Annotated in this window: 24 protein-coding genes; 6 read left to right on the forward strand and 18 right to left on the reverse strand. The window is 70.1% G+C overall.

Annotated elements, in window-relative coordinates; genetic code table 11:
* Positions 1 to 70 precede the first annotated feature (70 nt).
* The 13 genes from BM070_RS00630 to BM070_RS00690 form a co-directional block, all read right to left on the reverse strand.
* Complete coding sequence (locus BM070_RS00630; RefSeq protein ID WP_092936577.1) at positions 71 to 871, reverse strand: aspartate/glutamate racemase family protein; 801 nt, start codon at positions 869 to 871, stop codon at positions 71 to 73.
* A 4-nt stretch (positions 872 to 875) separates the two neighbouring features.
* Positions 876 to 1,697 (reverse strand): M55 family metallopeptidase, encoded by an 822-nt coding sequence (locus tag BM070_RS00635; protein ID WP_092936579.1) that lies wholly within the window; start codon positions 1,695 to 1,697, stop codon positions 876 to 878.
* A 65-nt stretch (positions 1,698 to 1,762) separates the two neighbouring features.
* The gene (locus BM070_RS00640) at positions 1,763 to 2,830 is read right to left on the reverse strand and encodes a DmpA family aminopeptidase (protein WP_092936581.1); all 1,068 of its coding nucleotides are present in this window, start codon (positions 2,828 to 2,830) and stop codon (positions 1,763 to 1,765) included.
* Positions 2,827 to 3,765: a glutathione ABC transporter permease GsiD gene (gsiD, locus tag BM070_RS00645; protein ID WP_092936583.1), complete on the reverse strand. Its 939-nt coding sequence runs from the start codon at positions 3,763 to 3,765 to the stop codon at positions 2,827 to 2,829. The genes BM070_RS00640 and gsiD overlap by 4 nt, the downstream gene beginning before the upstream one ends.
* A 40-nt stretch (positions 3,766 to 3,805) precedes the next feature.
* Positions 3,806 to 4,726 (reverse strand): glutathione ABC transporter permease GsiC, encoded by a 921-nt coding sequence (gene gsiC / locus BM070_RS00650; RefSeq protein ID WP_092936585.1) that lies wholly within the window; start codon positions 4,724 to 4,726, stop codon positions 3,806 to 3,808.
* Positions 4,727 to 4,807: 81 nt separating this feature from the next.
* Entirely contained in the window at positions 4,808 to 6,358 is a 1,551-nt protein-coding gene (gsiB, locus tag BM070_RS00655) for a glutathione ABC transporter substrate-binding protein GsiB (protein ID WP_092936587.1), read from the reverse strand.
* Positions 6,359 to 6,448: 90 nt separating this feature from the next.
* Positions 6,449 to 8,344, reverse strand: coding sequence for a dipeptide ABC transporter ATP-binding protein (locus BM070_RS00660; RefSeq protein WP_092936589.1), 1,896 nt, complete (start codon positions 8,342 to 8,344; stop codon positions 6,449 to 6,451).
* Between the two features lie 63 nt (positions 8,345 to 8,407).
* The gene (locus BM070_RS00665) at positions 8,408 to 9,406 is read right to left on the reverse strand and encodes an isoaspartyl peptidase/L-asparaginase family protein (protein ID WP_092936591.1); all 999 of its coding nucleotides are present in this window, start codon (positions 9,404 to 9,406) and stop codon (positions 8,408 to 8,410) included.
* Positions 9,407 to 9,546: 140 nt separating this feature from the next.
* Positions 9,547 to 10,497, reverse strand: a complete 951-nt coding sequence (locus tag BM070_RS00670; protein WP_092936593.1) for a MurR/RpiR family transcriptional regulator — start codon at positions 10,495 to 10,497, stop codon at positions 9,547 to 9,549.
* A 232-nt stretch (positions 10,498 to 10,729) separates the two neighbouring features.
* Complete coding sequence (locus tag BM070_RS00675) at positions 10,730 to 11,707, reverse strand: Bug family tripartite tricarboxylate transporter substrate binding protein (protein ID WP_092936595.1); 978 nt, start codon at positions 11,705 to 11,707, stop codon at positions 10,730 to 10,732.
* Between the two features lie 125 nt (positions 11,708 to 11,832).
* Positions 11,833 to 12,834 (reverse strand): tripartite tricarboxylate transporter substrate binding protein, encoded by a 1,002-nt coding sequence (locus BM070_RS00680; RefSeq protein WP_092936597.1) that lies wholly within the window; start codon positions 12,832 to 12,834, stop codon positions 11,833 to 11,835.
* A 51-nt stretch (positions 12,835 to 12,885) separates the two neighbouring features.
* The gene (locus BM070_RS00685; RefSeq protein WP_092936599.1) at positions 12,886 to 13,881 is read right to left on the reverse strand and encodes a hydroxymethylglutaryl-CoA lyase; all 996 of its coding nucleotides are present in this window, start codon (positions 13,879 to 13,881) and stop codon (positions 12,886 to 12,888) included.
* A complete protein-coding gene (locus tag BM070_RS00690) occupies positions 13,878 to 15,110 on the reverse strand; it encodes a CaiB/BaiF CoA transferase family protein (protein WP_245785062.1) in 1,233 nt (410 codons plus the stop codon). Before BM070_RS00690 ends, BM070_RS00685 begins: the two co-directional genes overlap by 4 nt.
* A 133-nt stretch (positions 15,111 to 15,243) precedes the next feature.
* On the opposite strand from BM070_RS00690, the gene BM070_RS00695 reads away from it, so the two are divergent.
* From BM070_RS00695 to efp, 3 genes are all read left to right on the forward strand, one after another.
* Positions 15,244 to 16,155: a LysR family transcriptional regulator gene (locus BM070_RS00695; protein ID WP_092936601.1), complete on the forward strand. Its 912-nt coding sequence runs from the start codon at positions 15,244 to 15,246 to the stop codon at positions 16,153 to 16,155.
* Positions 16,152 to 17,228 (forward strand): elongation factor P maturation arginine rhamnosyltransferase EarP, encoded by a 1,077-nt coding sequence (earP, locus tag BM070_RS00700; protein WP_092936603.1) that lies wholly within the window; start codon positions 16,152 to 16,154, stop codon positions 17,226 to 17,228. Before BM070_RS00695 ends, earP begins: the two co-directional genes overlap by 4 nt.
* A gap of 163 nt (positions 17,229 to 17,391) precedes the next feature.
* On the forward strand, positions 17,392 to 17,946 hold the full coding sequence (gene efp, locus BM070_RS00705) for an elongation factor P (RefSeq protein WP_092936605.1): 555 nt from the start codon (positions 17,392 to 17,394) through the stop codon (positions 17,944 to 17,946).
* Positions 17,947 to 18,084: 138 nt separating this feature from the next.
* On the opposite strand, the gene BM070_RS00710 is transcribed toward efp, so the two are convergent.
* The gene (locus BM070_RS00710) at positions 18,085 to 18,648 is read right to left on the reverse strand and encodes a helix-turn-helix domain-containing protein (RefSeq protein ID WP_092936607.1); all 564 of its coding nucleotides are present in this window, start codon (positions 18,646 to 18,648) and stop codon (positions 18,085 to 18,087) included.
* 151 nt (positions 18,649 to 18,799) lie between these two features.
* Between BM070_RS00710 and BM070_RS00715 the strand changes: the two genes are divergently transcribed.
* Positions 18,800 to 19,684 (forward strand): DMT family transporter, encoded by an 885-nt coding sequence (locus BM070_RS00715; protein ID WP_092936609.1) that lies wholly within the window; start codon positions 18,800 to 18,802, stop codon positions 19,682 to 19,684.
* Positions 19,685 to 19,700: 16 nt separating this feature from the next.
* Here the strand turns inward: BM070_RS00715 and BM070_RS00720 are convergent, their stop codons facing one another.
* On the reverse strand, positions 19,701 to 20,345 hold the full coding sequence (locus BM070_RS00720; protein ID WP_092936611.1) for a TetR/AcrR family transcriptional regulator: 645 nt from the start codon (positions 20,343 to 20,345) through the stop codon (positions 19,701 to 19,703).
* A gap of 89 nt (positions 20,346 to 20,434) precedes the next feature.
* Here BM070_RS00720 and BM070_RS00725 point away from each other — a divergent pair, with 89 nt between their 5' ends.
* Positions 20,435 to 21,679, forward strand: a complete 1,245-nt coding sequence (locus BM070_RS00725) for an arabinose transporter (RefSeq protein ID WP_092936613.1) — start codon at positions 20,435 to 20,437, stop codon at positions 21,677 to 21,679.
* On the forward strand, positions 21,672 to 22,415 hold the full coding sequence (locus BM070_RS00730; RefSeq protein ID WP_092937274.1) for a siderophore-interacting protein: 744 nt from the start codon (positions 21,672 to 21,674) through the stop codon (positions 22,413 to 22,415). The genes BM070_RS00725 and BM070_RS00730 overlap by 8 nt, the downstream gene beginning before the upstream one ends.
* A 32-nt stretch (positions 22,416 to 22,447) precedes the next feature.
* On the opposite strand, the gene BM070_RS00735 is transcribed toward BM070_RS00730, so the two are convergent.
* The 3 genes from BM070_RS00735 to rimO form a co-directional block, all read right to left on the reverse strand.
* Complete coding sequence (locus tag BM070_RS00735; protein WP_092936615.1) at positions 22,448 to 23,764, reverse strand: MFS transporter; 1,317 nt, start codon at positions 23,762 to 23,764, stop codon at positions 22,448 to 22,450.
* Between the two features lie 161 nt (positions 23,765 to 23,925).
* On the reverse strand, positions 23,926 to 25,248 hold the full coding sequence (locus BM070_RS00740; RefSeq protein WP_092936617.1) for an Nramp family divalent metal transporter: 1,323 nt from the start codon (positions 25,246 to 25,248) through the stop codon (positions 23,926 to 23,928).
* A gap of 147 nt (positions 25,249 to 25,395) precedes the next feature.
* Entirely contained in the window at positions 25,396 to 26,787 is a 1,392-nt protein-coding gene (gene rimO / locus BM070_RS00745) for a 30S ribosomal protein S12 methylthiotransferase RimO (RefSeq protein WP_092936619.1), read from the reverse strand.
* Positions 26,788 to 26,833: the final 46 nt, after the last annotated feature.

Below are 26,833 nucleotides of genomic sequence, written 5' to 3' on the forward strand. Positions count from 1 at the left end.
CGCAGCGGGTGTTTGCCCCGGCCTGGCCTGGCTTGGCAGTGACACAGGCCGGCCGCACCGGCCTGGGGCCTCAGGCAGCGTCGCCGTAGGCGCGGCGGGCCAGCGCCGTGGCCAGGATCTCGGAGGGGTCGATCAGCGTCCAGCCCTCGGCCTCGGGCGCGTCCGGCATCGCCAGCGGGATTTCGGTGCAGGCCATGACGAGCGGCAGGTCGCCGTGCTCGGCCCTCAGCTGCAGCCCCACGTCGGCGAAGCGGCGGCGCGCGAGCGGCAGGTCGCCGGCCTTCACGCCGTCGTAGATGCCCTCCATCAGCCACTCGCGCGCCTGGGCCGATGGCAGCACGCATTCGATGCCGCGGGAGGCGAGCGCATCATCGTAGAGCCCCATCGCATAGGTGCCCTGCGTGGCCAGCAGGGCTGCGCGGCCGATGCCCCGGCGCCGCAGCTCGGCGGCGGTTTCGGTCGCGATGTGCAGCAGCTCCAGGGCCGGCACGCGTTCCTGCAAGGCCGCATGCCAGGCATGGGCGGTGTTGCAGGACATGGCCGCGGCGTTGGCGCCCAGCGTGGCCAGGCGCTGCAGCGCGGTGGCCAGGCCTTCGAGCGGCTGCGGCGCCCAGGGGTCGCGCAGCGCCTGCGTGCGGTCCACCACCGGCACCTGCGCGATCCAGTGTTCGGGAAAGGACTGGTCGCGCACCGGCTGGCCGTGCGCGCGCAGCCACTGCTCGGACGCTTGCACGAAGAGCCGCGCGAAGTCCACGCCGGCCGCGGGCCCCATGCCCGCCAGGATGCCGACGGTCTTGGTGCGCACCGGCGGCGCGAAAGACGTTTCCGGGGCGACCGCCCCGGCATTGGTGTTCAGCAAGGCAGAGGTCATGGTGTCAGGAGCGCAGCATGCTGGACATGGCCGAGAGGCAGTTGATCATCCGCACGGCCGACTCGGTGTCGGGCGCGGTGAAGCGCAGCGCGTCGGGGGCGATGCGCTCCAGCGTGGGCCACTGGCAGAACAGGTCGGCCAGCGCCACCGATTGCGCCTCCAGCACGACCGTCACGGGCCCGTCGATGCAGAACGGGCGGGCCTGGCCGGCACGCGCCACGGCCTGGGCCACGCCTTCGCGGATGGCCGCGCAGGCTCGCTCGGGCGAGAGGCTGATGCCGCTGCCGGCGCCCGTCGCGCGCTTGGTCTGCACGAAGCTCGCATGCGGAAACAGGTCGCGCGTTTCCGCGATGAAGGCGTCGTCTCCTGAGGCGGCGATCACAGGCACCCCGTAGGCCCCGGCCAGCGCGCCGTAGATGCCCGCCTCGCCCAGCTCGCGCCCGTTGAGGGAGATGCGCTCGAAGGCGAAGCTGTTGATGGTGTGCGCCAGGATGCCCCGCGCCCGCGAACGGGCGTGATAGCCGATGAAGCACACGCCGTGCACGCCCAGCTCCACGCCGGACACCATGCTCAGGTAGCGCGGCTTGCCCTGGATGGCCTGGGCACGCGGATCGAGCAGCTCCGGCGGCATGTTGCGAAAGCCGCCGTGCGAATCGTTGACGAACACCTCGGCCGCGCCGCCTTCGAACGCGCCTTCGATGGCGGCGTTCGCCTCGGCCGCCATGAGGCGCCGGGCACGCTCGTATTCAGGGTTGCCGGGGCGCACCTGTTCGGGGTGATAGACGCCGGCCACGCCTTCGATGTCAACGGAGATGAGGATTTTCATGGGACGCACCGCAGGGGGCGGGAATGGATGAAGAGGAGGAAGAGCAAAGAAAAAAGGGGCCGGTGTCAGGCGGCGAGATCGAGCAGCTGGCGCAGGCTGCGGCGGTGGTGCCCGTCCCGGCCCGTGACCGGCTGCGCATGCCAGAGCGCGTGGACGATGGCCTGCTCCACGCTGTCGGCCGCGGCCTGGAAGAGGCCATCGAGCCGGCCCTCGTGCACCATCGCCACGGCGGGCATGGGCTCGTCGGGCAGATGCGGCAGGGTGTAGGCGCTGGAAAAGGCCAGCGCGATGTCGCCGCTGCCATGGCCATAGACCGAGCCGGTGCGGGCCAGCCCCGCAGCGGCGCGCCCGGCCAGGCGGCGCAGCTGGCGCGCATCCAGCGGCGCGTCGGTGGCCAGCACCATGATGATCGAGCCCTTCTCGGCTGCGGCAGCTGCGGCGCGTTCCTCGGCCTCCAGCGCCGGGGCCAGCCAGGAGCCGACCGGCTCACCGGCCCAGACCAGGTTGGGCAGGCGGCCGAAATTGGCCAGCACCAGCGCGCCCACGGTGCAGTGGCCGCCGCCCTGCAGGGGCACGCGGCGCGACGCGGTGCCGATGCCGCCCTTGAGCTGGAAGCTGGACATGCCCCGCCCTGCCCCCACCGCGCCTTGGGCCACCTGCAGGCCGGCCGCATCGCTGGCGGCGCGGTAGTGGGCCTCGCCCACGGCCATGCGCTGGATGTCGTTCAGGTAGCCGTCGTTGCACTCCAGCACCAGCGGATTGACGGTGGGCAGCGCGCGCCCGGTCTCGGGGTTGGCGCGCACGCAGTCGCGGATCTGCGCCTCTGCCACGGCGCTGACGGAGAAGGTGTTGGTGAGCGCGATGGGCGTTTCCAGCTGGCCCAGCTCTTCCAGCTGCACCAAGCCCACGCTCTTGCCGAAGCCGTTGATCACGGCCGCGCCGGCCGGCACCTTGTGGCGGTACGGGTCCAGCGCATGGGGGTGGATCACCGTCACGCCGGTCTGCACCGGCCCGTCGTCCAGCGTCACGTGGCCCACGGTGACGCCGGGCACGTCGGTGATGGCGTCCAGCGGACCGCAGGCCAGCTGGCCGATGCGCGGCGGCAGATTAGCAGGCAGTCCGGCGGCGGTCATGACTGGCGATCGATCTTGGGGTCGAGCGCGTCGCGCAGGCCGTCACCCAGCAGGTTGAAGGCCAGCACCGTCAGGAAGATGGCGAGGCTGGGGAACAGCGCCACGTGCGGCGCATTGACCATGTCGGCACGCGCCTCGTTGAGCATGGCGCCCCACTCCGGCGTGGGCGGCTGCGCGCCCATGCCCAGGAAGGAGAGACTCGCCGCCGTGATGATGGAGGTGCCCACGCGCATCGTGAAATACACCACGATGGAGGAGATGGTGCCGGGCAGGATGTGCCGCACGATGATGGTCCAGTCCGACGCGCCGATGCTGCGCGCCGACTCGATGTAGGTCATCTGCTTGAGCACCAGCGTGTTGCCGCGCACCAGCCGCGCGAAGGCCGGCACGCTGAACACCGCCACGGCCACCACCACGTTGGTCATGCTGCTGCCCAGGATGGCGACCACGCCCAGCGCGAGCAGGATGCCGGGGAAGGCGAACAGCACGTCGGAGATGCGCATCACGATGCGGTCCCACCAGCCTTCGTAGTAGCCGGCCAGCAGGCCCAGCGTGGTGCCGATCAGGCAGCCGATGGCCACCGACAGGAAGCCCGCCGCCAGCGAGATGCGCGCGCCCATCAGGATGCGGCTGAAGATGTCGCGGCCCAGCGGATCTACGCCGAACCAGTGCATGGCCGAGGGGCCGTCGTTCAGGCGGTCGTAGTCGAAGTAGTTCTCCGCGTCGAACGGCACGATGGCCGGGGCCAGCACGGCCACCGCGACCAGCAGCACGACGAAGACCAGCGCGGCCATGGCCACATGCTGCTTCTTGAACTTGCGCCAGAACTCGCGCCAGGGCGTGCGCACCGTGGAGGGGTTGCCGGCGGCAGGGGCCACCGAGGCGGCCGCCATCTGGGCGGCGTCGGGCGGCGTGGGAATGGAGGGCGTGGTCATACCGTGTCTTCGTCCGTGGGAAGGTTCCAGTCCGTCCGCTTCACTTGTAGCGGATGGTCGGGTTGATGAAGCCGTAGAGCATGTCCACCACCAGGTTGATGAGGATGAACTCCAGCGAGAAAAGCAGCACCAGCGTCTGGATGACGGGGTAGTCGCGCATGGTCACGGAATCCACCAGCAGGCGGCCGAGGCCGGGCCAGTTGAAGACCGCCTCCACCACGATGGAGCCGCCCAGCAGGAAGCCGAACTGCAGGCCCATCATGGTGATGACCGGGATCAGCGCGTTGCGCAGGCAGTGCTTGAGCACCACGGTGCGCTCGTTGAGGCCCTTGGCGCGCGCGGTGCGCACGAAGTCTTCCTGCACCACCTCGACGAAGGAGGCGCGCGTGAAGCGGGCCATGACGGCGGCCACCGCCGCGCCCAGCGTGATCGAGGGCAGGATGTAGTGCTTCCAGCTGTCGGCGCCCACGGTGGGCAGCCAGCCGAGCTGCACCGAGAACACCTGCATGAGCGTCATGCCCAGGGCGAACGCCGGAAACGAGATGCCAGAAACCGCGAGCGTCATGCCCAGCCGGTCGGGCCAGCGGTTGCGATAGACGGCCGACAGGATGCCGATGCCCATGCCCAGCACCACCGACCAGGCCATGGCGGCGACGGTGAGCAGCAGCGTGGGCATGAAGCGCTCGCCAATCTCGACGGCCACCGGCCGGCGGGTGCGGATGGAGTTGCCGAAATCCCCCTGCACCATGCGGGCGAAGAAATGCACGAACTGCTCGGGCAGCGGCTTGTCCAGGCCCAGTTCCTGGCGCATCACCTGCACGGTGGCCTCGTCGGCGTCGGCCCCGGCGGCCAGGCGCGCGGGGTCGCCCGGCAGCATGTGGACGAACAGGAACACCAGTACCGCCACGATCAGCAGCGTGGGAAGGAGCCCCAGCAGTCGTTTGAGGAAATAGTTCAGCATGGATGCGGCGCTGCAGTGCGCAGCGAGGGGGAAACGGAAATCGGGACCAGGCCCCCGCAGCGCGCGGGAGCCCGCAGGGGCTTACTTCAGCGAGATCTCGTCGCTGTTGATGTTGCCGTCAGGCATCACATAGACGCCCGAGAGGCGCTTGGAATGGGCGTAGAGCACCTCTTCCGTCACCAGCGGGATGCGCGGCAGATCCTTGGCGAGCTGTTCCTGCGCGGTCTTGTAGAGCGCGGCGCGCTCGGAGCTGTCGGTGGTCACCAGCGCCTTGGCGACGGCGTCGTCGAACACCGGGTTGCTGTAGAAGGCGTAGTTCGCCAGCTTCGGCGCCCACGATTCGGTGGAGAACAACGGGCGCAGCGCCCAGTCCGCCTCACCCGTGGAGGACGACCAGCCCACGTAGTGCATGCGCAGCTTGGAGGTCTTGGGATCGGGCCAGGCATCGACCAGCTCGACACGCTTGCCGGGCTCCAGCGCCTCCACCGTCACCTTGATGCCCACCTGCTGCAGCTGCTGCTGCAGGAACTGGATCACCTTCTGGCTGGTGGTGTTGTTGTAGTGGCTCCACAGCGTCGATTCGAAACCGTTGGGGTAGCCGGCTTCCTTCAGCAGTTCCTTGGCCTTGGCCACGTTGTAGGGAATCGGCTGCATCTTCACCGCGTATTCCACGCCCTGCGGCACGAAGCCCTGGGCCGGGAAGGCGTAGCCGTTGAAGGCCACCTTGGACAGTGCTTCCTTGTTGATGGCGTAGCCGATGGCTTCGCGCACCTTGACGTTGTCGAAGGGCTTTTGCAGCGTGTTGAACGTCAGGAAGCGCTGGATGATGGAGGGCGCGGTCACCACGTCCACCTTGTCGCTCTTCTTCAGCGTGGCGATCTGCTCATAGGGCAGCGTGAAGGCGAAGTCGGCCTCGCCCGTCTGCAGCATGGCGGCGCGGGTGTTGTTCTCCGTCACGGGCTTCCAGGTGATCTGGTCGATCTTGGGGTAGCCCTTGTGCCAGTAGCCGGCGAACTTCTTGCCCACGATGGCTTCGGTCTGCTTCCATTCCACGAACTCGAACGGGCCCGTGCCCACCGGGTGGAAGGCGATGTCCTTGCTGCCCCACTTCTTGAGCGCCGTGGGCGAGATCATGGCGGCCGATGCATGGGCCAGCGTGTTGATGAAGGGGCCGAAGGGCTGCTTGAGCGTGATGCGCAGGGTCTGCGGATTCACGGCCTCGACCTTGGCCACGCGGTTGAACTGGTTGGCGCGCAGCAGGCGGTTGGCCGGGTCCATCACGCGGTCCAGGTTGGCCTTGGCGGCGGCGGCGTTGAAGTCGGTGCCGTCGTGGAACTTCACGCCCTGGCGCAGCTTGAAGGTATAGACCAGGCCGTCCTTGGACACGTCGTAGCTCTCGGCCAGCACGTTCTTGAGCTTCATGTCCTTGTCGAACGCGAAGAGGCCTTCGTAGAAGCTCTTGGTGACGGCCGTGGTGATGGTCGTGTTGGTGTTGTAGGGGTCCAGCGTCTCGGGCTGCTGGTAGATGGCCAGCACGGCATTGCCGGACGCCAGCGCGGCGCCGGTGCCGGACAGGGCTGCCAGGGCCAGCAGGCTGGCTGCGATGCGGCGGGAAGCGAGGGTCTTCTTCATGGTGGACTCCGGTAGGGAAGGAACGACGGAAAGAAAGGCGGAAGGAGAGGCGAACGGGAAAAGGGCCGCGGCGCTGGCGCCGCCGTCAAGTCAGTACAGGTTGGCGATGGAGTGGCGGGCCACGAAATGCCCCGGGCCCACGGCCACCAGCGGCTCCACCGCCGGCTCGTCGCCCACGGCGCGGATCGGGCTGGGGATGTCGCCTTCGAGCAGCGAGCGCTTGATGTGGCGGCGCGCCGGATCGGCGATGGGCACGGCCGCCATGAGTTTCTTGGTGTAGGGGTGCTGCGGGTTCTCGAAGATCGCCCGGCGCGGGCCGATCTCCACTATCTGGCCCAGGAACATCACCGCCACGCGGTGGCTGATGCGCTCGACCACGGCCATGTCGTGCGAGATGAAGAGGAAGGCCACGCCCAGCTCGCGCTGCAGGTCCAGCATCAGGTTGACGATCTGCGCCTGGATGGAGACGTCGAGCGCCGAGACGGATTCGTCGGCCACCACCACCTTGGGGTTGAGCGCCAGGGCCCGGGCGATGGCGATGCGCTGGCGCTGGCCGCCGGAGAATTCGTGCGGGTAGCGCTGCGCATGCTCGGGCGGCAGGCCCACCTTGGCCATGAGCCAATCGACGCGGGCCTGCGCCTCGGCGCGGGTGCCGACCTTGTGCACCAGCAGCGGCTCCATGATCGAGAAGCCCACCGTCAGGCGCGGGTCCAGCGACGCGAACGGGTCCTGGAAGATGAACTGGATGTCGCGGCGCAGAGCCTGCACCTCGGAGGTCGGCAGGTCCAGGATGTTGCGGCCGCCGAATTCGATGGCGCCGCTCTGGCTATCGACCAGGCGCAGCAGCGAGCGGCCGGTGGTCGATTTGCCGCAGCCCGATTCGCCCACCAGCGCCAGCGTCTCGCCGGGGTAGAGGTCGAAGCTCACGCGCTCCACCGCATGCACGCGGCGCTTCACGCTGTTGAAGAGGCCGGCGCGCAGGTCGAAGCGCGTGACCAGGTCCTTCACGCGCAGGATGGGCTGCGCGCCTTCGGGGCGGGTGTCGGCGGGCCGGGATTCGAGCGCCGTCGGCGTGGCCACGGTGCCGTCGGGGCGCAGCAGCTCGAAGTGGCGCGGAAGATCGGTGCCCTGCATGGCGCCCAGCTTGGGCACGGCCGAGAGCAGCGCGCGGGTGTAGGCATGCTGCGGCGCGGCGAAGATGGTGTCGGCGGCGCCCTCTTCCACCTTGTCGCCGCGGTACATCACCAGCACGCGGTCGGCCACCTCGGCCACCACGCCCATGTCGTGGGTGATGAAGATCACGCCCATGTGCATCTCGTCCTGCAGCTGCCGGATGAGCTGCAGGATCTGCGCCTGGATGGTCACGTCCAGCGCCGTGGTCGGCTCGTCGGCGATCAAGAGCTGCGGCTTGCACGAGAGCGCCATGGCGATCATCACGCGCTGGCGCATGCCGCCCGAGAGCTGGTGCGGGAAGCGGTCCAGCACGTTGCGCGCCTCGGGGATGCGGACCAGCTCCAGCATGCGCAGCGCCTCGGCGCGCGCGGCGGCGCGGTCCTTGCCCTGGTGCACGCGGATGGATTCGGCGATCTGCTCGCCCGCGGTGAACACCGGGTTGAGCGAGGTCATGGGCTCCTGGAAGATCATGGCCACGTCGGCGCCGCGCACGTCGCGCATCACGGCGTTATTGGCACGGGCCACGTCCAGCACCTGGCCGCTTCTGCGGCGCAGCGCCATCGAGCCGCCGATGATCTTGCCGCCGCCGTGCTCCACCAGCCGCATCAGCGCCAGCGAGGTGACGGACTTGCCCGAACCCGATTCGCCCACGATGGCCAGGGTCTCGCCCCGGTCCACGTGGAAGGAGAGATTGCGCACGGCATCCACCGTACGCTCGGAATTGGCGAAGCGGATGGTGAGGTCATCCACGGCCAGCACGCGCTGCTCGGGCAGGACGAGGGTCGAGGGAGATTTCGAAGCGTTGGATTTCATGGGGGCCGTGAAAGGAAAACGGTCGGTGGTGGTGCGCGGCAGGGGGCTAAAGGGGGCCGCCGGTCAGCGGTAGATGAAGGTCTGGGGCTGCTCGCCCACGCGGGCCAGGCCGCGGTACATGCCTTCGGTGTTGAACGGCAGGCAGACGTTGCCGCGGCGGTCCACGGCGATCAGGCCGCCGGTGCCGCCGATGGCGGCCAGCGCGCCGTGCACCACGTCGTCGGTGGCCTGTGCCAGGCTCTGGCAGCCGTAGGCCATGCGCGCGCAGACATCGTGCGCCGCCGCCACGCGGATGAAGCTCTCGCCATGGCCGGTGCAGGAGACGGCCGCCGTGCGGTCGTCGGCATAGGTGCCGGCGCCGATCAGCGGGCTGTCGCCCACGCGGCCGGGGCGCTTGTTGGTCATGCCGCCGGTGGAGGTGGCGGCGGCCAGGTGGCCGCGCGCGTCCAGCGCCACGGCGCCCACCGTGCCCATCTTGCGGTCCTCGGCCAGCGGGCGCTGGGCCAGGGCGGCGGCGCCGTCATGGTCCAGCACGGCGCCGCTCTGGCTGGCGCGTGCGGCGTGCAGCTGGGCGCGGCGCGCGGCGGTGGAGAAATACGCGGGCACCACCATCTGCAGGCCGGCCTCGCGGGCCAGGCGCTCGGCGCCCACGCCGGCCATCAGCACGTGCTGGCCCTGGCGCATCACCTCGCGGGCCGCCATCACCGGGTTTCGCACATGCGCCACGCCGGCCACCGCGCCGGCGGCAAGCGTCGCGCCGTCCATCAGCGCCGCGTCCAGCTCGTGCGTGGCTTCGGACGTGAACACGGCGCCATGGCCGGCGTTGAACAGCGGGCATTCCTCCATCAGGCGCACGGCTTCGCAGACGGCGTCCACCGCGGTGCCGCCCTGGGCCAGCACGGCCTGGCCGGCCAGCAGCACCTGCTGCAGCGCGTCGTGGTAGGCGCCCTCCTGCTCCGGGCTGATGTGGGCACGGCTCAGGGTGCCCGCACCGCCGTGGATGGCGATCACGGGAGCGGCGCTGGCAGCGCTGGCGGCGGAAGATGCGGCGAAAACGGTCATGCGGTCAAGAAGCGGGAACGGCAGGCAATGGGAGGGGCTGCGGCGGATGGATGCCGAAGACGGAGTTCAAATGAAGGGGAGCCAGCGGACCGGCGGCAGGCGCGCGATCCGGCAGGCAGCCCCAGTGAAGGAGCAACGGATCAGCGGCTGGAAGATCCCTTTGATGCGGTGGACGGCGCGGGTTCCGCCGGCGCCACGAGCCGGCTGCGCGAGCCTTCGTACAGCCAGGGCAGCACCGTTTCCGTCATGCGGGCGGCGGTCTTGACCGACTCCTGCGACTGGTGGGCCACGGCGCTCGACAGCGCCTCGATCATCGCCAGCGCCGACGATTCGGAGTTGGCCGCGTACTGGTTCTCGGTCTGCGCGAAGAGGCAGCCATGGGCGAACGGCACCAGGGGCGACTGCTTGCTGTCGGTCAGCGCCAGCACGCGCACGCCGCGCTCGAAGGCGCCCTGCGCCAGCACGATGGTGTCGGTCACATAGCGCGGATAGGTGATGGCGATGAGCAGGTCGTCCGGGCCCATGCGGGACAGGAGCCGCCCGCCGTAGGAAGCGCCGGCCACGCCCGCGAGCAGGTGGACGTTGTCGCAGTGCGCGTCCAGCCCGCGCTGCAGCAGGCCGGCCAGCCAGCCGCTGGCGCCGAAGCCCGCCAGATAGATGCGCCTGGCGCCCACGATGGCCTGCACGGCGGCCTCGCAGGCGGCCGGGTCCAGCGCCTCGCGCGTGGCGGCGATGTTGCGCTGGCTTTCTTCCAGCGCGGCGGCGAACACGTCGCGGATGGTGGCGGGTTCTTCCAGCTTGATCCGCATCTTCTCGATGGGCGCCAGCATGGCCTCGAAGCCCTTGACCAGTTCGGCCCGCAGCATGGGGTAGCCGTCCAGCCCCACGGCCCGCGCGAAGCGGTTGGCCGTGGCGATGGACACGCCCACAGCCGCCGCCAGCTCGTCGATGGGCATGGTCGCGGCCTGCAGCGGATGCGCGAGCACGTAGTCCGCCATCTGCTGGTGCGAGCGCGTCAGCGTGGGACGCGCACGGCCGATGCGGATCGCGATGGACACGGTGTCGCCGGCAGGGTCTGGAAGGACGGACATGGGCTGAGGAAGAAGGTCTGGCAACCGAGCGAAAGATCGGCGCGCCAATTTGATAAAGAATTTACAACACCGTCATATTAAAGAAAAAATTCAATCATTCAAAGCAATTTCTATAGCGCACCCGGCTGGTGCGGCCGAGAACGAAAAAGGCCCCCATGCAGTGCATGGAGGCCCTGAAATGCGGCACGCGGCCGCCGGGGAAAGCCCTGGGAAGGCGCAGCCCGCCGCTCGCCTATTCCGCCTGGATGTTCGCCGCCTTGACCACCTGGGCCCAATTGGCCAGATCGCCCTTGACGCGCGCGCCCAGCTGCTGCGGGCCCAGATAGTCGGCCGCGGCGCCCTGCTCCTGCGCCTTCTGCTGGAAGGCCGGGCTCTGCACCACGGCACGCACGTCGGCCGCCAGCTTGTCCACCACGGCCCGGGGCGTGGCGGCCGGCGCGAAGAGCGCGAACCATGAGGTCGCATCCACCTTGGGGTAGCCGGCCTCGGCCGTGGTGGGCACGTCGGGCAGGCTGGGCAGCCGCTCCTTGCCCGTCACGGCCAGCACGCGCAGCCGGCCCGACTGGATGTGCGGCATGAACGGCGGCGCGGTGCCGAAGGTCAGGTCCACCTGCCCGCCCAGCAGGTCCTGCAGCGCCGGGCCGGTGCCCTTGTAGGGCACGTGCATCAGCTTCACGCCGCCCTGCTGCTCCAGCATGGCGCCCGTCACGTGCTGCAGCGAGCCGTTGCCCGACGAGGCGTAGTTGAGCTTGCCGGGGTTGGCACGGGCGTAGGCGATCAGCTCGGCCAGGGTCTTCACCGGCAGGCTGTCGCGCACCACGATGATCTGCGGCGCGGACATCACGCCCGCCACCGGCTGGAAGTCGCCCTGGTCCCACTGCTTCTGCCGCGCCAGCAAGGGCGATATGACGTGGTAGCCCGAGTACTGCATCAGCAAGGTGTAGCCGTCGGGCTCGGCGCGCTTGACGGCCGCAGCGGCGATGTTGCCGTTGCCGCCGCCCTTGTTGTCCACCACCACGGACTGGCCCAGCACAGGCGCCAGGGCCTGCGCCAGCATGCGGGCCGACAGGTCGGTCGTGCCGCCCGCTGCGGTGGGCACCACCAGCGTCACGGGGCGGGCCGAGGGGTACGGCGCCTGGGCCCAGGCCAGGGGCGTGAGGGCCGCGCACGCGGCGCACAGGGCCAGAGCGGCCAGCGCGCGGCGCTGCATCGGCAGCGATGAATGGGGGGTCATGTCGAATGTCTCCTCGGCGCGTGGCCGTTCGTCGTTCGTTCTTCTTCTCTGGTCCGGGAACGGGGCCCAGGGGGCGGCCCCGCTGCGGGCGCGGCGCAGGCTCAGTCCAGCGTCGCGCCGGTGTCCTTCACCACGCGGGCCCACTTGGGCAGGTCGGACTGCACCAGCGCGGCCAGCTGGGCGGAAGTGCCCTTGAACGGCTCGCAGCCCACGCTGGCGAGGCGCTCCACCACATCCTTCTGATCCAGCGCGCGGGCCACTTCGGCCTGCAGGCGGGCGACGATGGGCGCGGGCGTGCCGGCCGGCGCGAAGAGCGCATACCAGGGCGCCTGGCCGAAGCCCTTGAGCGTCTCGCCGATGGTGGGCACGCCCGGCAGCGCCGCCACGCGGCGCTCGTTCACCACGCCCAGCACCTTGAGCTTGCCGCCCTTGATGAAGGCGATGGACGAGGGCAGGCTCTGCACCGACAGCGGCACCTGCCCGCCCACCACGTCGGTCGCGGCAGCGGCCGAGCCCTTGTAGGGAATGTGCTGCAGCTGGATGCCCGCCGCCTTCTGCAGCTGCTCGCCGATCAGGTGGTTGAGCGTGCCGTTGCCGGCCGAGGCGATGGCGTATTGCCCCGGCCGCGCCTTGGCCAGAGCGATCAGCTCGGCCACGTTGTTGGCGGGGAACGACGGGTTCGCCACCAGCACATAGCCCGCCGTGGCCACGGGCGCGACAGGCTCGAAATCCTTGACCGGATCGAACCCCGGGTTGCGGTAGAGCGCCGGCCCGATGACGTGGGCGCTGTCGGCCGTCAGCAGCAGCGTGTAGCCGTCGTGCTTGGCCCGCGCCGTGGCGGCGGTGGCCAGCGTGCCGCCCGCGCCGGGGCGGTTGTCCACGATCACGGGCTGGCCCATCTGCTCGGAGAGGCGCTGCGCCACCACGCGGGCGATGACGTCGTTGGCGCCGCCAGCCGCCTGCGGCACGACCAGGGTGATGGCCTTGGTGGGATAGGCGGCATCGGCCAGGGCGCTGCCCGCGCCTGCCGCCAGCAGCAGCGCGCCCAGTGCGGCGCAGGCCTGGCGGCGGGTGGCTCGGGGGTGGATGGGGTTCTTCGGCATGTCTTGTCTCCTGTCGTGGTTTGTTGTGTGGTTTCTGCGTTCTACCGTGCTTCAGCGGGCCAGCGCCCTTGCGCGGATGGCCTCGAAATCCGCCGGCACCGGGTGCAGCGCCAGCCGCTCGCCCGCCTTGGCGATCTGGCTGGGAATGTCGTGCCCGATCAGCGCGGGCAGCCGGGCCGCCGCAGCCATCAGCGCGGGCAGGTCCACGCCGGTGTCGTAGCCCATCAGCTGCAGGGCGTGCACGACCTCTTCGCTGCAGACGTTGCCCGATGCACCGGGCGCGTAGGGGCAGCCGCCCAGCCCGCCGAGCGAGGCGTCGAACCGGTCCGCGCCCGCGTCGATGGCCGCCAGCACGTTGGCCAGCCCCATGCCGCGCGTGTTGTGGAAGTGCAGCGTGAACACCACGCCCGGCCAGCGCGCCCGCGCCGCGCGGGTGATGCGCGCCACCTGCGCCGGATGGGCCATGCCCGTGGTGTCGCAGAGCGTGATGCCGCCCACGCCCAGATCGGCGAAGCGCTGCACCCAGCCGAACACGGCGGCTTCGGCCACGTCGCCCTCGAAGGGGCAGCCGAACACGCAGGAGAGCGACACGTTCACCGCCACGCCCGCCGCCTGCGCCGTGGCCACCACCTGCGCCAGCGCGGCGAAGGACTGCTCGCAGCTCATGCGCAGGTTGGCCATGTTGTGCGTGGCGCTGGCGGACATCACCAGGTTCAGCTCGTCGGCACGCGATTCGATGGCGCGCTCGGCGCCGCGCTGGTTGGGCACCAGGGCGGCATAGGCCACGCCGGGGCGGCGCTCGATCTCGCGCATCACGATCTCCGCATCCTTGAGCGCGGGGATGGCCGTGGGCGAGGTGAACGAGGTGACCTCGATCTTCGCGAGGCCCGTGGCCGAGAGCGCGTTGACCAGCGCGATCTTGTCGTCCGTGGGCACGAACACGGCCTCCATCTGCAGGCCGTCGCGCATGCCCACTTCCTGCATGTGGATGCGGCGGCCCGCGCCGTCCCACACCGTCTGCGTCTGCGGCTGAACTGCGGCGCTCATTGGATCACCCCCTTGCTGCGCAGCAGCGCGATCTGTTCGGGCGAGAGGCCCGCCTCGGCCAGCACCGCGTCGGTATCGTCGCCCAGGTGCGGCGCGCTGGAGCGGATGCGGCCCGGCGTGGCCGAGAGCTTGGGCACGATGCCCGGCACCTCCACCTCGTAGCCGTCGCGGGTGGTCTGCCTGAGCAGCATCTCGCGCGCCCGGTAGTGCGGGTCTTCGGCGATGTCGCGCGCCGTATAGACCTTGCCGGCCGGCACCCGGGCGGCGGCCAAAGCGTCCATCACGGCCTGCACGGTGCGCGTGGCGGTCCAGGCGCCGATGGCGGCGTCGATCTCGCCCACGCGGGCCACGCGGCCGGCGTTGCTGGCGAGATCGGGCGCATCGGCCAGATCGGGCCGGCCGATGGCGGCCATCAGCCGCTTGAAGATGCTGTCGCCGTTGCCCGCCACCAGCACCCAGCCGTCGGTGCAGGGGTAGGCATTGCTGGGCGCGATGCCTGGCAGCGCGCTGCCCGCTGCATCGCGCACCGCGCCGAAGGCGCTGTATTCTGGGATCAGGCTCTCCATCACGTTGAAGACGGCCTCGTGCAGCGCCACGTCGATCACCTGGCCCTGGCCGCCGTTCGCCTTGCGGTGGTAGAGCGCCGTCAGCACGCCGATGGCGCCGTGCAGCGCGGCCAGCGTGTCGCCGATGGAGACGCCCACGCGCACCGGCACGCGTCCTGGCTCGCCCGTGAGGTGGCGCAGCCCGCCCATGGCCTCGCCGATCACGCCGAAGCCCGGCAGGTCGCGGTATGGCCCCGTCTGGCCGTAGCCCGAGATGCGCAAAATGATGAGCCCCGGGTTGAGCGCATGCAGCTCTTCGGGCGACATGCCCCAGCCCTCCAGCGTGCCGGGGCGGAAGTTCTCGATCAGCACGTCGGCCTCGGCGATCAGCCGGCGGGCGATATCCTGCCCTTCCTGCAGCCGCAGATCCAGCGCCACCGAGCGCTTGTTGCGCGACTGCACCTGCCACCAGACGGAGGTGCCGTTCTTGAGCATGCGCCAATTGCGCAGCGGGTCGCCGCTGCCGGTGGCCTCGATCTTGATGATGTCGGCGCCGAATTCGCCCAGCGTCTTGCCGCAGAACGGGCCGGCGATGAGCTGGCCCATCTCGATCACGCGCACGCCGGCCAGCGCCGCAGGGGTGGAGCGGCTGGCCGCTGATGGGTGGTCTTGCATCGTCGTCATGGGGTCCGGGGTGTCTGCATCTTCATCTGGCGATGCATGATGCCGCCGGCCGGCACCGCGCCAAAACGCTGATGCGCGACGCTGCCATCGCAAACCGGCATGGCGGCCCGCCGCGGCGCTACCATCCCGGCCCATGAAGCTCGACCCGGTCTCCCTGCGCCTCTTCGTCGCCGTGATGGAAGAAAGCGCCATCGCCCGCGCCGCGGCGCGCGAGCACATCGCGCCCTCGGCCGCCAGCCGGCGCCTGGCCGAGCTGGAGGCCGCGCTGCAGGTGGAGCTCTTCAGCCGCAGCAATCGCGGCACCGAACCCACCGCCGCCGCCTTCGCCCTGCTGGACCTGGCGCGCGGCGTGCTCAACGACCTGGACGGCATCGCCCTGCAGATGCGCGACTTCCGCGCCGGCCTGCGCGGGCAGGTGCGGGTGGTGGCCAACATCTCGGCCATCACCCAGTTCCTGCCGGCCGAGCTCCAGCGCTTCATGGCCGCGCACCCGCAGGTGCAGGTGCAGCTGCAGGAACAGATCAGCACCGCCGTGGCCCGGTCGGTGGCCGAGAACGCGGCGGACGTGGGCATCCTCAACCACGGCAGCTACGGCGACCGCGTGGCCCTGCTGCCCTACCGCCGCGACGAGCTGGTGCTGGTCGTTCCCGCCGGCCATGCGCTGGCCCGCCGGCGCAGCGTGCGGCTGGCCGATGCGCTGCACTGCGACTTCGTCGGCATGCACCCGGGCAGCGCCATCAACCACGTGCTGACGCGCGCCGCCGCCGAGCTGGAGCGGCCGCTGCGCCTGCGCATCCAGGTCACGGGCTACGACGCGCTCTGCCTGATGGTTTCGGCAGGCCTGGGCGTGGGCGTCATGCCGCGCGGCAGCGCGCAGCTCTACCGCGGCGCGCTGGCCGTGCGCATCGTCACGCTGAACGAAACCTGGGCCGAGCGCCGCCTGTCGCTCTGCGTGCGGGCCGGCGAATCGCCTTCCAGTGTGGCGCGGCTGCTGGTCGATCACCTGCGCGCCCAGGCTCCGGCCGAAACCAGCACCACAGAATGAACGCCATACCCACCCTCCCCCGCACCTGGGACGTCTTCTGCCAGGTCATCGACAACTTCGGCGACATCGGCGTGTGCTGGCGCCTGTGCTGCCAGCTGGCCGCGCAGGGCGAGCGGGTGCGCCTCTGGACGGACGACGCCAGCGCCCTGGCCTGGATGGCGCCGGCCGGCCACCCCGGCGTGCAGGTGCTGCCCTGGCCCCAGCACGCGCCGGCAGACGGCCCGGGCGATGTGGTGGTCGAAGCCTTCGGCTGCGATATCGCTCCTGATTTCGCAGCATCCATCGCTCATTCCACCATCGCTGCAGGCCGAAAACCCTTGTGGATCAACCTCGAATACCTGTCGGCCGAGGGCTATGTGGAGCGCAGCCACCGCCTGCCCTCGCTGCTGTCGAGCGGGCCAGGCGCGGGCTGCACGCGCTGGTTCTTCTACCCCGGCTTCACGCCCCGCACGGGCGGGCTGCTGCGCGAGGCGGACCTCGCCGCCCGCCAGGCCGCCTTCGACCGTGCCGGCTGGCGGGCGCGCCACGGCATCGGCGCGCAGGATGTGGCCGTCTCGCTCTTTTGCTACGAACCCGCCGGCCTGTCCGGCCTGCTGGCGCAGCTCGCTGCGCGCAGCGATGCGCAGCTCCTGGTCACGCCCGGCCGCGCGACGGCCGCCGTGCAGGCGCTGCAGGCCCGCCACCCCGGCCTGCGCGCGCACTACCTGCCGCCCTGCCCCCAGCCGCAGTTCGACGAGATGCTCTGGGCCTGCGACCTGAACTGCGTGCGCGGCGAGGATTCGCTGGTGCGCGCCCTCTGGGCGGGCGAGGCCTTCGTCTGGCACATCTACCCGCAGGACGACGACGCCCACCACGCCAAGCTGCAGGCCTTTCTGGACTGGCTGAGCGCCCCCGCGTCGCTGCGCCGTTTCCACGCCGTCTGGAACGGCCTCACGCCGCACGAGCCGTTGCCCGCGATCGACGCGCCCACGCTGTCGGCGTGGCGCGACTGCGCCCGCGCCGCCCGCGCACGGCTGCTGGCGCAAGGCGATCTCCTGACGCAATTGCTCGGGTTCACAGCCGAAAAAAGCTAAAATGCACGGCTTTGCGCCAATCGAAGGCCGCACTTCCTGACTGAACCCGGGGGTGCCCAGCCGGCGCACCCCGCCGCGGAACATGCGCTGGCGCCGGGCCCGCCACACGGTGGGCTCCTGAGCGCTCCAGCACGTAGAGCGGCTCCAACCCCAGCAATCTGCTATGAAAATCGCTCAAGAAATCCGCGCCGGCAACGTCATCATGCACGGCAAGGACCCGATGGTCGTCCTCAAGACCGAATACGCCCGCGGTGGCCGCGGCGCCGCCACGGTCCGCATGAAGCTCAAGAGCCTGATCGGCAACTTCGGCACGGAAAACGTCTACAAGGCCGACGACAAGATCGACAACGTCATCCTCGACAAGAAGGAATGCACGTACTCGTACTTCGCCGACCCGATGTACGTCTGCATGGACACCGAATACAACCAGTACGAAGTCGAAGCCGAAAACATGGGCGACGCACTGAACTACCTGGAAGACGGCATGGCCGTCGAAGTGGTGTTCTACGACGGCAAGGCCATCTCGGTCGAACTGCCCACCAGCGTCGAACGCGAAATCACCTGGACGGAACCGGCCGTCAAGGGCGACACGTCGGGCAAGGTGCTCAAGCCCGCCAAGATCGCCACCGGCTTCGAAGTGGCCGTGCCGCTGTTCGTGGCCCAGGGCGACAAGATCGAAATCGACACCCGCACGGGCGAATACCGCAAGCGCGTCTGAGCGGGCTGGCGCGCCGAACGGCGCGCATGCATCGCTTCCCAGCAAAAGGCACCCGCCATCCGTGGCCGGTGCCTTTTTCTTTGCCTGACTCCGCCCCGCCATCTCGCCCTCTCGCCCGGGGCCGCGCAGGCGCGTGCCTCACGGGTGCTCGATCAGCATGACGGCGGTGGTGTCCGCCTCGAGCGCCTCGAACACATGCGCCGCGTCCGCCGCATAGCTGGCGTAGTCGCCCGGGGCCAGCTCCACAAGCTGGCCGGCCGGCCCCAGGCGGGCCCGCCCGCTGCAGAGCACCACATGCTCGACGGTGCCCGGCAGGTGGCTCTGCGAGGTGCGCGGCGCGCCGGGCTGGACCGACAGGCGATAGAGGTCGCGCTGCAGCCCCGCCGGGCAGACGGCGAGCAGGGTCGCCGCGTAGTTCGCCTGCTCGGAGGCCAGCGCCACGCCTTCGCCGGCCCGGATCACATGCACCTGGCTGCGGGGCTCGGCGATCAGGCGCGTCACCTGCACGCCCAGGGCCGTCGCCAGCGCCCAGAGGGTTTCCAGGCTCGGGTTGCCACTGCCGGCCTCCAGCTGCGAAAGCGTCGATTTGGCGATTTGGGCGCGCTTGGCGAGCTCCGACACGGACAGGCCCAGGCGCTCGCGTTCGCGCCGCAGGGCGGCGGCCAGCAGGTCGATGGGCGCGGGATGGGGTGAAGTCGGCATGCGGTTAATCCATCAAAGCAAACGATCGTTCGACTTGACGAACGAATGGAGAATATTCATCATATCGTCCATTCGTTCTTTTTGATGAACGAAGCCGCCTGCTCCGCCCCTCCCTGCGCGGAACCATACCGACACGCCCGAAAGCCCGCCCATGCATCCACGAACTGCCGGCACCCTGGAGATGGCCGCGGCCATGGCCATCGCCGGCACCGTGGGCTGGTGCGTGCTGCTGACCGGCATGCCGGCCACGGCGGTCGTGTTCTGGCGCTGCGCGTTCGGCGCGCTGGCGCTGGCCTCGATCTGCCTGGCGCTTCCGCAGCAAGGCGGCCCCCGCATCAGCCTTCGCCAGGCCGGGCTGGCCGCCCTGGGCGGAGTGGCCCTGGCGGCCAGCTGGGCGCTGCTGTTCGCCGCCTACGCGCATGCCTCGATTGCGATCGCCACCGTGAGCTACCACGTCCAGCCGTTCATGCTGGCGGCGCTGGGCGCACTGTTCTTCGGCGAAAGAATGACGGCCTCGCAGGCGGGATGGCTGGGCCTGGCATTCGCCGGGCTGGTGCTGATCGTCCTCGGCGGCACGGCGGCGTCCGGCACGGCATCGCGGACCTACCTGGCCGGCTTCGGGCTCGCGCTGGCCGCGGCGTTCTTCTACGCCGTGGCGGCAGCCCTCACCAAGACCATGCCCGAGGTGCCGGCCCGCGTGATCGCCTTGATCCAGCTCGGCGTGGGCGCGGTGCTGCTGCTGCCGTTCGCCAGCGCGCCTGCGGGCGCCTCGGCGCCGGCCGTGTGGGCCCTGCTGGTGGTGATCGGCTTCATCCACACCGGCCTCATGTCCACCCTGCTCTACAGCGCCATCCAGAAGCTGCCGACGTCTGCGGTCGGCGTGCTGTCGTTCATCTATCCCATCGTCGCCGTGCTGGTCGATGCCTGGGCCTTCGGGCATTGGCTGGGGCCGGTGCAGATCGGCGGCGCGGCCGCGATTCTGGTCGCCGTGGCGGGCATGAACTTCGGCTGGCGGCTGGCACCCTGCCGGCGCTGAACGGTTCAGCCGTGCGCTACCGCGGTGCCCTGCCAGCCGGGGGCACGGGCCCGCCGCACAGGTAGCCCGCCAGCACGTCCACGATGGCCTGCTCCACCTGGGCGACCGGGTGCGGCGCGCCGGGGGGAATGACGGCTGCGTGGATCAGCGACTCCATGGTCTGCAGCACGATCCAGGCGGCCAGGTCCAGGTTCGGCGGCAGCACCTCGTCGCGATGGTCCTGCAGCAACTGGCGGATGCGCTGGTGGATGCTGCGGTCGGCGGGGCTGTCTTCGCGCGGGGCGTCGAAGAACGGGAATTCCTTCTCCAGCACCCGGTGCAGTTCGGGCGCCGTCTGATGGGCCTTGAGCAGCGCATGGACGATGGCAGCCAGGTGGCCGCGCAGGCCAACGGACTGCGCGCCGGCCAGCACCTCGTCGATGGCGACATGCATCTGCGCCGCATGGCGCTCGTGCAGCGCGGTGACCAGCGAATCCTTGTTGGGGAAGTACTGATAGACCGAGCCGACGCTCACGCCGGCCCGCTCGGCCACCAGATTGGTGTTGGTTCCGGCGTAGCCCTGCTCGGTCAGAACGCGAGCCGTGGCTTCGAGAATGGCCTCGACCAGCGCCCGCGAACGGGCCTGGCGCGGTACGCGGCGGGGTTGAGGCAGGGGCTGCATGGAGGGGCTCCGAACACGAGTATTCAACGCGAGCAATGGCTCATATTCTTGCAGACATCGAGCCCATGCTCATGTTCTGGAGAGTCCCTATGCCTCATCGCACCCCAGCGGCGGCCCCGCATGCGTCGCCTTCGCACACGCCGCCCGCCGTCAATGTCTTTCTCAAGCTGCTGCCGATCACGCTGGCGGTATTCATCGGTTTTCTCACCATCGGGCTGCCGCTGCCGGTCTTGCCGCTGCATCTGCACGATGCGCTGGGCATGGGCACGCTGGTGGTGGGCCTGGTGATCGGCACGCAGTTCGCCGCGGCGCTGCTCTCGCGCGCCTGGGCCGGCCATGTGGCCGACAGCCAGGGCGCCAAGCGGGCCGTGGTCATGGGGCTGCTGGCGGCCTCGGCCTCGGGCGTGGCCTATCTGGCGTCGCTCGGCTTCGTCGCCTCGCCCACGGCATCGGTGTGGGTGCTGCTGCTCGGGCGCGTGCTGCTGGGCTGCGGCGAAAGCCTGGTCGTCACCGGCGCCCTGAGCTGGGGCGTGGGGCTGGCCGGCCCGCAGAACGCGGGCAAGGTCATGGCCTGGGTCGGCATCGCCATGTACGGCGCCTACGCCGTCGGGGCACCGGCGGGGGTGGCCGTGAACGGCCGCTGGGGCTTCACCGGGATTGCGGTGGCGGCGGTGATCCTGCCGCTCGTGTCCCTGCTGCTGGTGGCCAGCGTGCGGGCCGTGGCGCCCACGGCTGCGCGGCGCACGCCGTTCTACAAGGTGCTGGGCCAGGTGTGGAGCGCGGGCCTGGGGCTGGCCTTGTCCAGCGTGGGCTTCGGCGTCATCACCGCCTTCATCGCGCTGCTGTTCGCCGAGCGCGGCTGGGGCAATGCATCGCTGGCGTTCACGGCCTTCGGCCTGGCCTTCATCGGCGCACGCCTCTTCTTCGGCCACCTGCCCGACAAGCTGGGCGGCGCGCGCGTGGCGCTGGTCTGCGTGCTGGTCGAGGCCGTGGGGCAGCTGCTGATCTGGGGCGCGGACACGGCGGCCGTGGCCTATGCGGGCGCGGCGCTCACCGGCTTCGGCTACTCGCTCGCCTTTCCGGGCTTCGGCGTGGAAGCGGTGCGGCGCGCGCCGCCGCAAAGCCGCGGCGCGGCGATGGGCGCCTATGTGGCCTTTCTGGACATATCCCTGGGCCTGACCGGGCCGGCCCTCGGCGCGGTGGCGGGCGCCTGGGGCCTGGGTTCGGTGTACCTGGTGGGCGCGCTGGCGGTGGCATCGTCGGTGCTGGTGGCGCTGCAGCTGCGGGCGCCGGCCCGCAAGGCCACCCATGCCCATGGAGCCCATCATGGTTGATACCGCCCTGAAGCCCCGCACGGTGCGTGCCACGGGCACGGTGCAAGCCGTCGAACGGGTCACACCCCATATGCAGCGCATCACGCTGGGCGGCAGCGAGATCGCCGCTTTCCTGAACGCCGAGGGCGCCAGTGACGCGGCAGCCTGGGTCAAGGTGTTCCTGCCCTCCGGCGAGAGCCGCGCCTATACGCTGCGCCGCATCGACCACCGCCAGGGCACGCTCGACATCGACTTCGTGATGCACGGCGAAGGGGCGGATGCCGGCCCGGCCGCCACCTGGGCGGCCCAGGCCCGCACGGGGGAAACGCTCGCCATCGCCGGCCCTCGCAGCGGCGGCTTCCTGCTGCCAGGCGATGCCAGCTGGGTGCTGCTGGCCGGGGACGCCACCGCCCTGCCCGGCATCCAGAGCATCGCCAGCCGGCTGCCTGCGGGCATCAAGGCCAAGGCCTATCTGGAAGTGCCTTCGGACGAAGACCGGCAGCCCATCGACAGCCCGGCCGGGCTACGGCTGGAATGGATACATGGCCTGCGGGGGCAGCCGGGTGTGGGCCTCGCCAGGGCGCTGCTGCACCGCCCCTTGCCGCCCGGCCCCGGCTACGTGTGGCTGGCGGGCGAATCCGCCGCCGTCCGCACGCTGAAGCGGCACTACATCGAGGAGCGGCTGCTGCCGCGGCACAGCGTCAGCGCAAAGGGCTACTGGAAGGCGGGAGAGGCCGATCACCGGGACGCCGGATGATGGCCTCGCCAGCCCCCCTGCACGCTCCGTCGTCAGCGCTGCGCGGAGCGGCGATAGAGCCAGAGCGTGGCCGTGAGGCCGCAGGCCGCGGCGGCCGTCATCCACCAGCCCGGCGCGGCCTTGTCGCCCGACCATTCGATCAGGCCGGTGGCCACGGCCGGCGTGAAGCCGCCGAACAGCGCCGTCGCGAGGCTGTAGGCCAGCGAGAAGCCCACGGTGCGCACGTCCACCGGCATGACCTCGGTCAGCGCCACCACCATGGCGCCGTTGTAGCTGGCGTAGAGGAAGGAGAGCCACAGCTCCACCTCCAGCATGCGGCCGAAGCCCGGCGAGGCCACCAGCCACTTCAGCGCCGGGTAGGCGGTGAAGACGGTCAGCACGGTGAAGACGACCAGCAGCGGCTTGCGGCCCACGCGGTCGGAGAGCGCGCCCATCACCGGCAGCCAGAAGAAGTTGGACACCGCCACGCAGAGCGTGACGACCAGCGCGTCGGTGGTGCTCAGGTGCAGCACGCTCTTGCCGAAGGTGGGCGCGTACACGGTGATGAGGTAGAACGACACGGTGGTCATCGCCACCATCATCATTCCGGCGATCACCAGCCCCCAGTTGGCGAGGATGGAGCGGAAGATCTCGCGCGTGGAGGGGCGGTGCTTGCGGGCCTTGAACTCCTCGGTCTCCTGCAGCGAGCGGCGGATGACGAACAGCACCGGCACGATCAGGCAGCCCACGAAGAACGGCACGCGCCAGTAGAAGTCGGCGATCTCCTGCGGCATGAAGGTCACGTTGAGCCAGTAGCCCAGCGCCGCAGCGACGACGATCGCCACCTGCTGGCTGGCCGACTGCCAGCTCACGTAGAAGCCCTTGTGGCCGGGCGTGGCCATTTCGGACAGATAGACCGACACCCCGCCCAGCTCCACGCCGGCCGAGAACCCCTGCAGCAGCCGGCCCACCAGCACCAGCAGCGGCGCAGCCAGGCCGATGGTGGCGTGGCCGGGCACGCAGGCGATGAGCAGCGTGCCCATCGCCATCAGCGCCAGCGTGACGATCAGGCCCTTGCGGCGCCCCACCCGGTCCACATAGGCGCCCAGGAAGATCGCGCCCAGCGGCCGCATCAGAAAGCCCGCGCCGAAGGTCATGAAGGTGAGCATCAGCGACGCGAACTCGTCGCCCGAGGGGAAGAACGCCTTGGCGATCTGCGTGGCGTAGAAGCCGAACAGAAAGAAGTCGAACATTTCCATGAAGTTGCCGCCCGTCACGCGCAGCACGGTGGCCGCCTTGGACGAGGACGCGGCGGAATGGGCGGCTTCGCTGGCGGAAGCTGCCGTGGACAGGGATGGGGAGGAAGACATCGGGGGAAGAACCGCCAAGGCAAGATGATCCGAACTGCCCTGCGCGTTCCGAAGTGAAGAGAACAGAATTAAAGCGCAGGTTGAGGCCCCGGTGTGACGTGCCATGGCATCGGCCTGCAATTTTCCGGCGCCCGCCCGCCCCGGCCCTGCGCCATGCCGGCTCAGCCGGACAGCACCGAACTCACCAGCCAGACGTTGACCACCGTGATCACGGCGAACAGCGCCCAGGCCAGCACCCGCACCAGCCGCCCGCTGGCGAAGTCGCCCATCAGGGCGCGATCTTCGGTGAACCGCAGCAGCGGCCACATCGCGAAGGGCAGCTGGAAGCTCAGCACCACCTGGCTGAGCACCAGCATCTTGCCGACGCCGTCGTCCCCCAGCCACCACACGCCCAGCAACGCCGGCACCAGGGCCAGCACGCGGGTGATCAGGCGCCGCTGCCAGCACGGAATCTTGAGGTTGAGAAAGCCCTCCATCACCACCTGCCCGGCGATGGTGCCGGTGAAGGTGGAGCTCTGGCCCGAGGCCAGCAGCGCGATGCCGAAGAGCGCCGCAGCCAGCGCGCTGCCCACCAGCGGCTCGATGAGCTGGTAGGCATCGGCGATGTCGGCCACGTCCTGCCGGCCATGGCCGTGGAAAGCGCTGGCCGCCAGCACCATGATGGCCGCGTTGACCAGCAGCGCGAGCGACAGCGAGATCACCGCATCCAGCGTGCAGAAGCGGATGGCTTCGCGCCGGCCGGCATCGCCGCCCGGCACCTTGCGGGTCTGCACGATGGACGAATGCAGGTAGAGGTTGTGCGGCATGACCGTGGCACCCACGATGCCGATGGCCAGATACAGCGCGCCGGGCTGCTGCAACCGCTCCAGGCTGGGCACGAAGCCCATCGCCACCTCGGGCCACACGGGCTGCGAGAAGAACAGCTCCACCGCGAAGCAGCCGGCGATGGTGGCGACCAGCGCGAGCACGATGGCCTCCACGCGCCGGAAGCCCGCGCCCTGCAGGCCCAGCACCAGCAGCGTGTCGAAGGCCGTGATGCCGATGCCCACGGGGATCGACACGCCGAAGAGCAGGTGCAGCGCCAGCGCGCCGCCCAGCACCTCGGCCAGGTCGCAAGCGATGATGGCCAGCTCGGCCCCCGCCCAGAGAAAGCGGTTCACCGCGGGCGAATAGCGCTCGCGGCACAGCTGGGCTAGGTCCTTGTGCGCGACCAGCCCCAGGCGCACGCACAGCGTCTGCAGCAGCATGGCAGCGAGGCTGGCCAGCAGCACGACGAAGAGCAGCCCGTAGCCGAAGCGCGAACCGGCTTCGATGTCGGTCGCCCAGTTGCCCGGGTCCATGTAGCCCACGGAAACGAGCAGGCCCGGGCCGGCGTAGCGCAGCAGCTTGCGGTGCAGCGGCAGGCCGGGGTCGATGGTCACGCTGCCGGTGACTTCGGAAGGGCAAAAGGGAGCGGTGGCGGTACGGGGCAGGCGGAAGAACATGCCTGATGATAGGCACGCCTCCCGCGCCCGAAACGCTGCGCGGGGCTGCCGATTCTTATGTGCGCAATAGGCACGGCGCGCTTGACAGCGCCGGGCGATCAGCCAGCCGGCAGGGGCGTTGCGCAAGCCCCCTGCCCGGCCCCGCCGTCAGACGGGAACGGCGACCAGGTCGTGCCCCTGGGTGCCCACCACGCGTGCCCGCGTGAATTCGCCCACCTTCAGCTGCTTGCTGATCTTCTCGGGCGGCAGCAGATGCACCACGCCGTCGATCTCGGGCGCGTCGGCATAGCTGCGGCCCCGGCCGCCCTTGCGGCCCAGGGCGGGAGCGTGGTCCACCAGCACCTGCATGGTGGCGCCCACGCGGCGCTGCAGGCGGGCGATGGAGACTTCTTCGGCCACGGCCATGAAGCGCGCGCGGCGCTCCTCGCGCACTTCCATGGGCAGCATGCCGGGCAGCTCGTTGGCGGCGGCGCCATTGACGTCGCTGTAGGCGAAGCAGCCGGCACGGTCGATCTGCGCCTCGCGCACGAAGTCCAGCAGGTGCTGGAATTCTTCCTCCGTCTCGCCGGGAAAGCCGGCGATGAAGGTGCTCCGGATGACCAGTTCCGGGCAGGCCTCGCGCCAGCGCTGGATGCGCTCCAGGTTGCGCTCGCCGCTGGCCGGGCGCTTCATGCGCTTGAGCACGTCGGGGTGGCTGTGCTGCAGCGGCACGTCCAGGTACGGCAGCACCTTGCCGGTGGCCATGAGCGGGACCACCTCGTCCACGCTCGGGTAGGGATAGACGTAGTGCAGCCGCACCCAGGCGCCGTAGGGCTCGGCGATCTCGCCCAGCGTCTGCACCAGCTCCAGCATGCGCGTCTTGACGGGCTTGCCGTCCCAGAAGCCGGTGCGGTACTTCACATCGACGCCGTAGGCGGACGTGTCCTGGCTGATGACCAGCAGCTCCTTGACGCCGCCTTCGAACAGGGCCTTGGCTTCCTTCAGCACGTCGCCCACAGGGCGCGAGACCAGGTCGCCACGCATCGAGGGGATGATGCAGAAGGTGCAGCGGTGGTTGCAGCCCTCGCTGATCTTCAGATACGCATAGTGCTTGGGCGTGAGCTTGACGCCCGCCACGCCGAAGCCGCCGGGCACCAGGTCGATGAACGGGTCGTGCGGCTTGGGCAGGTTCAGGTGGACGGCGTCCATCACCTCCTGCGTGGCATGCGGGCCGGTGACGGCGAGCACGCTGGGATGCATCTCGCGCACCAGGTTGCCGCCGCCCTCGCCCGAGCGCGCGCCCAGGCAGCCGGTGACGATCACCTTGCCGTTCTCGGCCAGCGCCTCGCCGATGGTGTCCAGGCTTTCCCGGACGGCATCGTCGATGAAGCCGCAGGTGTTGACGATGACGAGGTCGGCACCCTCGAAGGTCTTGGAGGTTTCGTAGCCCTCGGCGCTCAGTTGCGTGAGGATGAGTTCGGAATCGGTCAGGGCCTTGGGGCAGCCCAGGCTGACGAACCCGACTTTGGGTGTTTTCGTGGGGGAGAGTACTTCGCTCATCCCGCTATTGTCCCAGTTCTGCCCGCAGCAGGGCTGCGGGACGTGC

This window comes from Paracidovorax wautersii (assembly GCF_900113035.1).
Lineage (GTDB): Bacteria > Pseudomonadota > Gammaproteobacteria > Burkholderiales > Burkholderiaceae_C > Paracidovorax > Paracidovorax wautersii.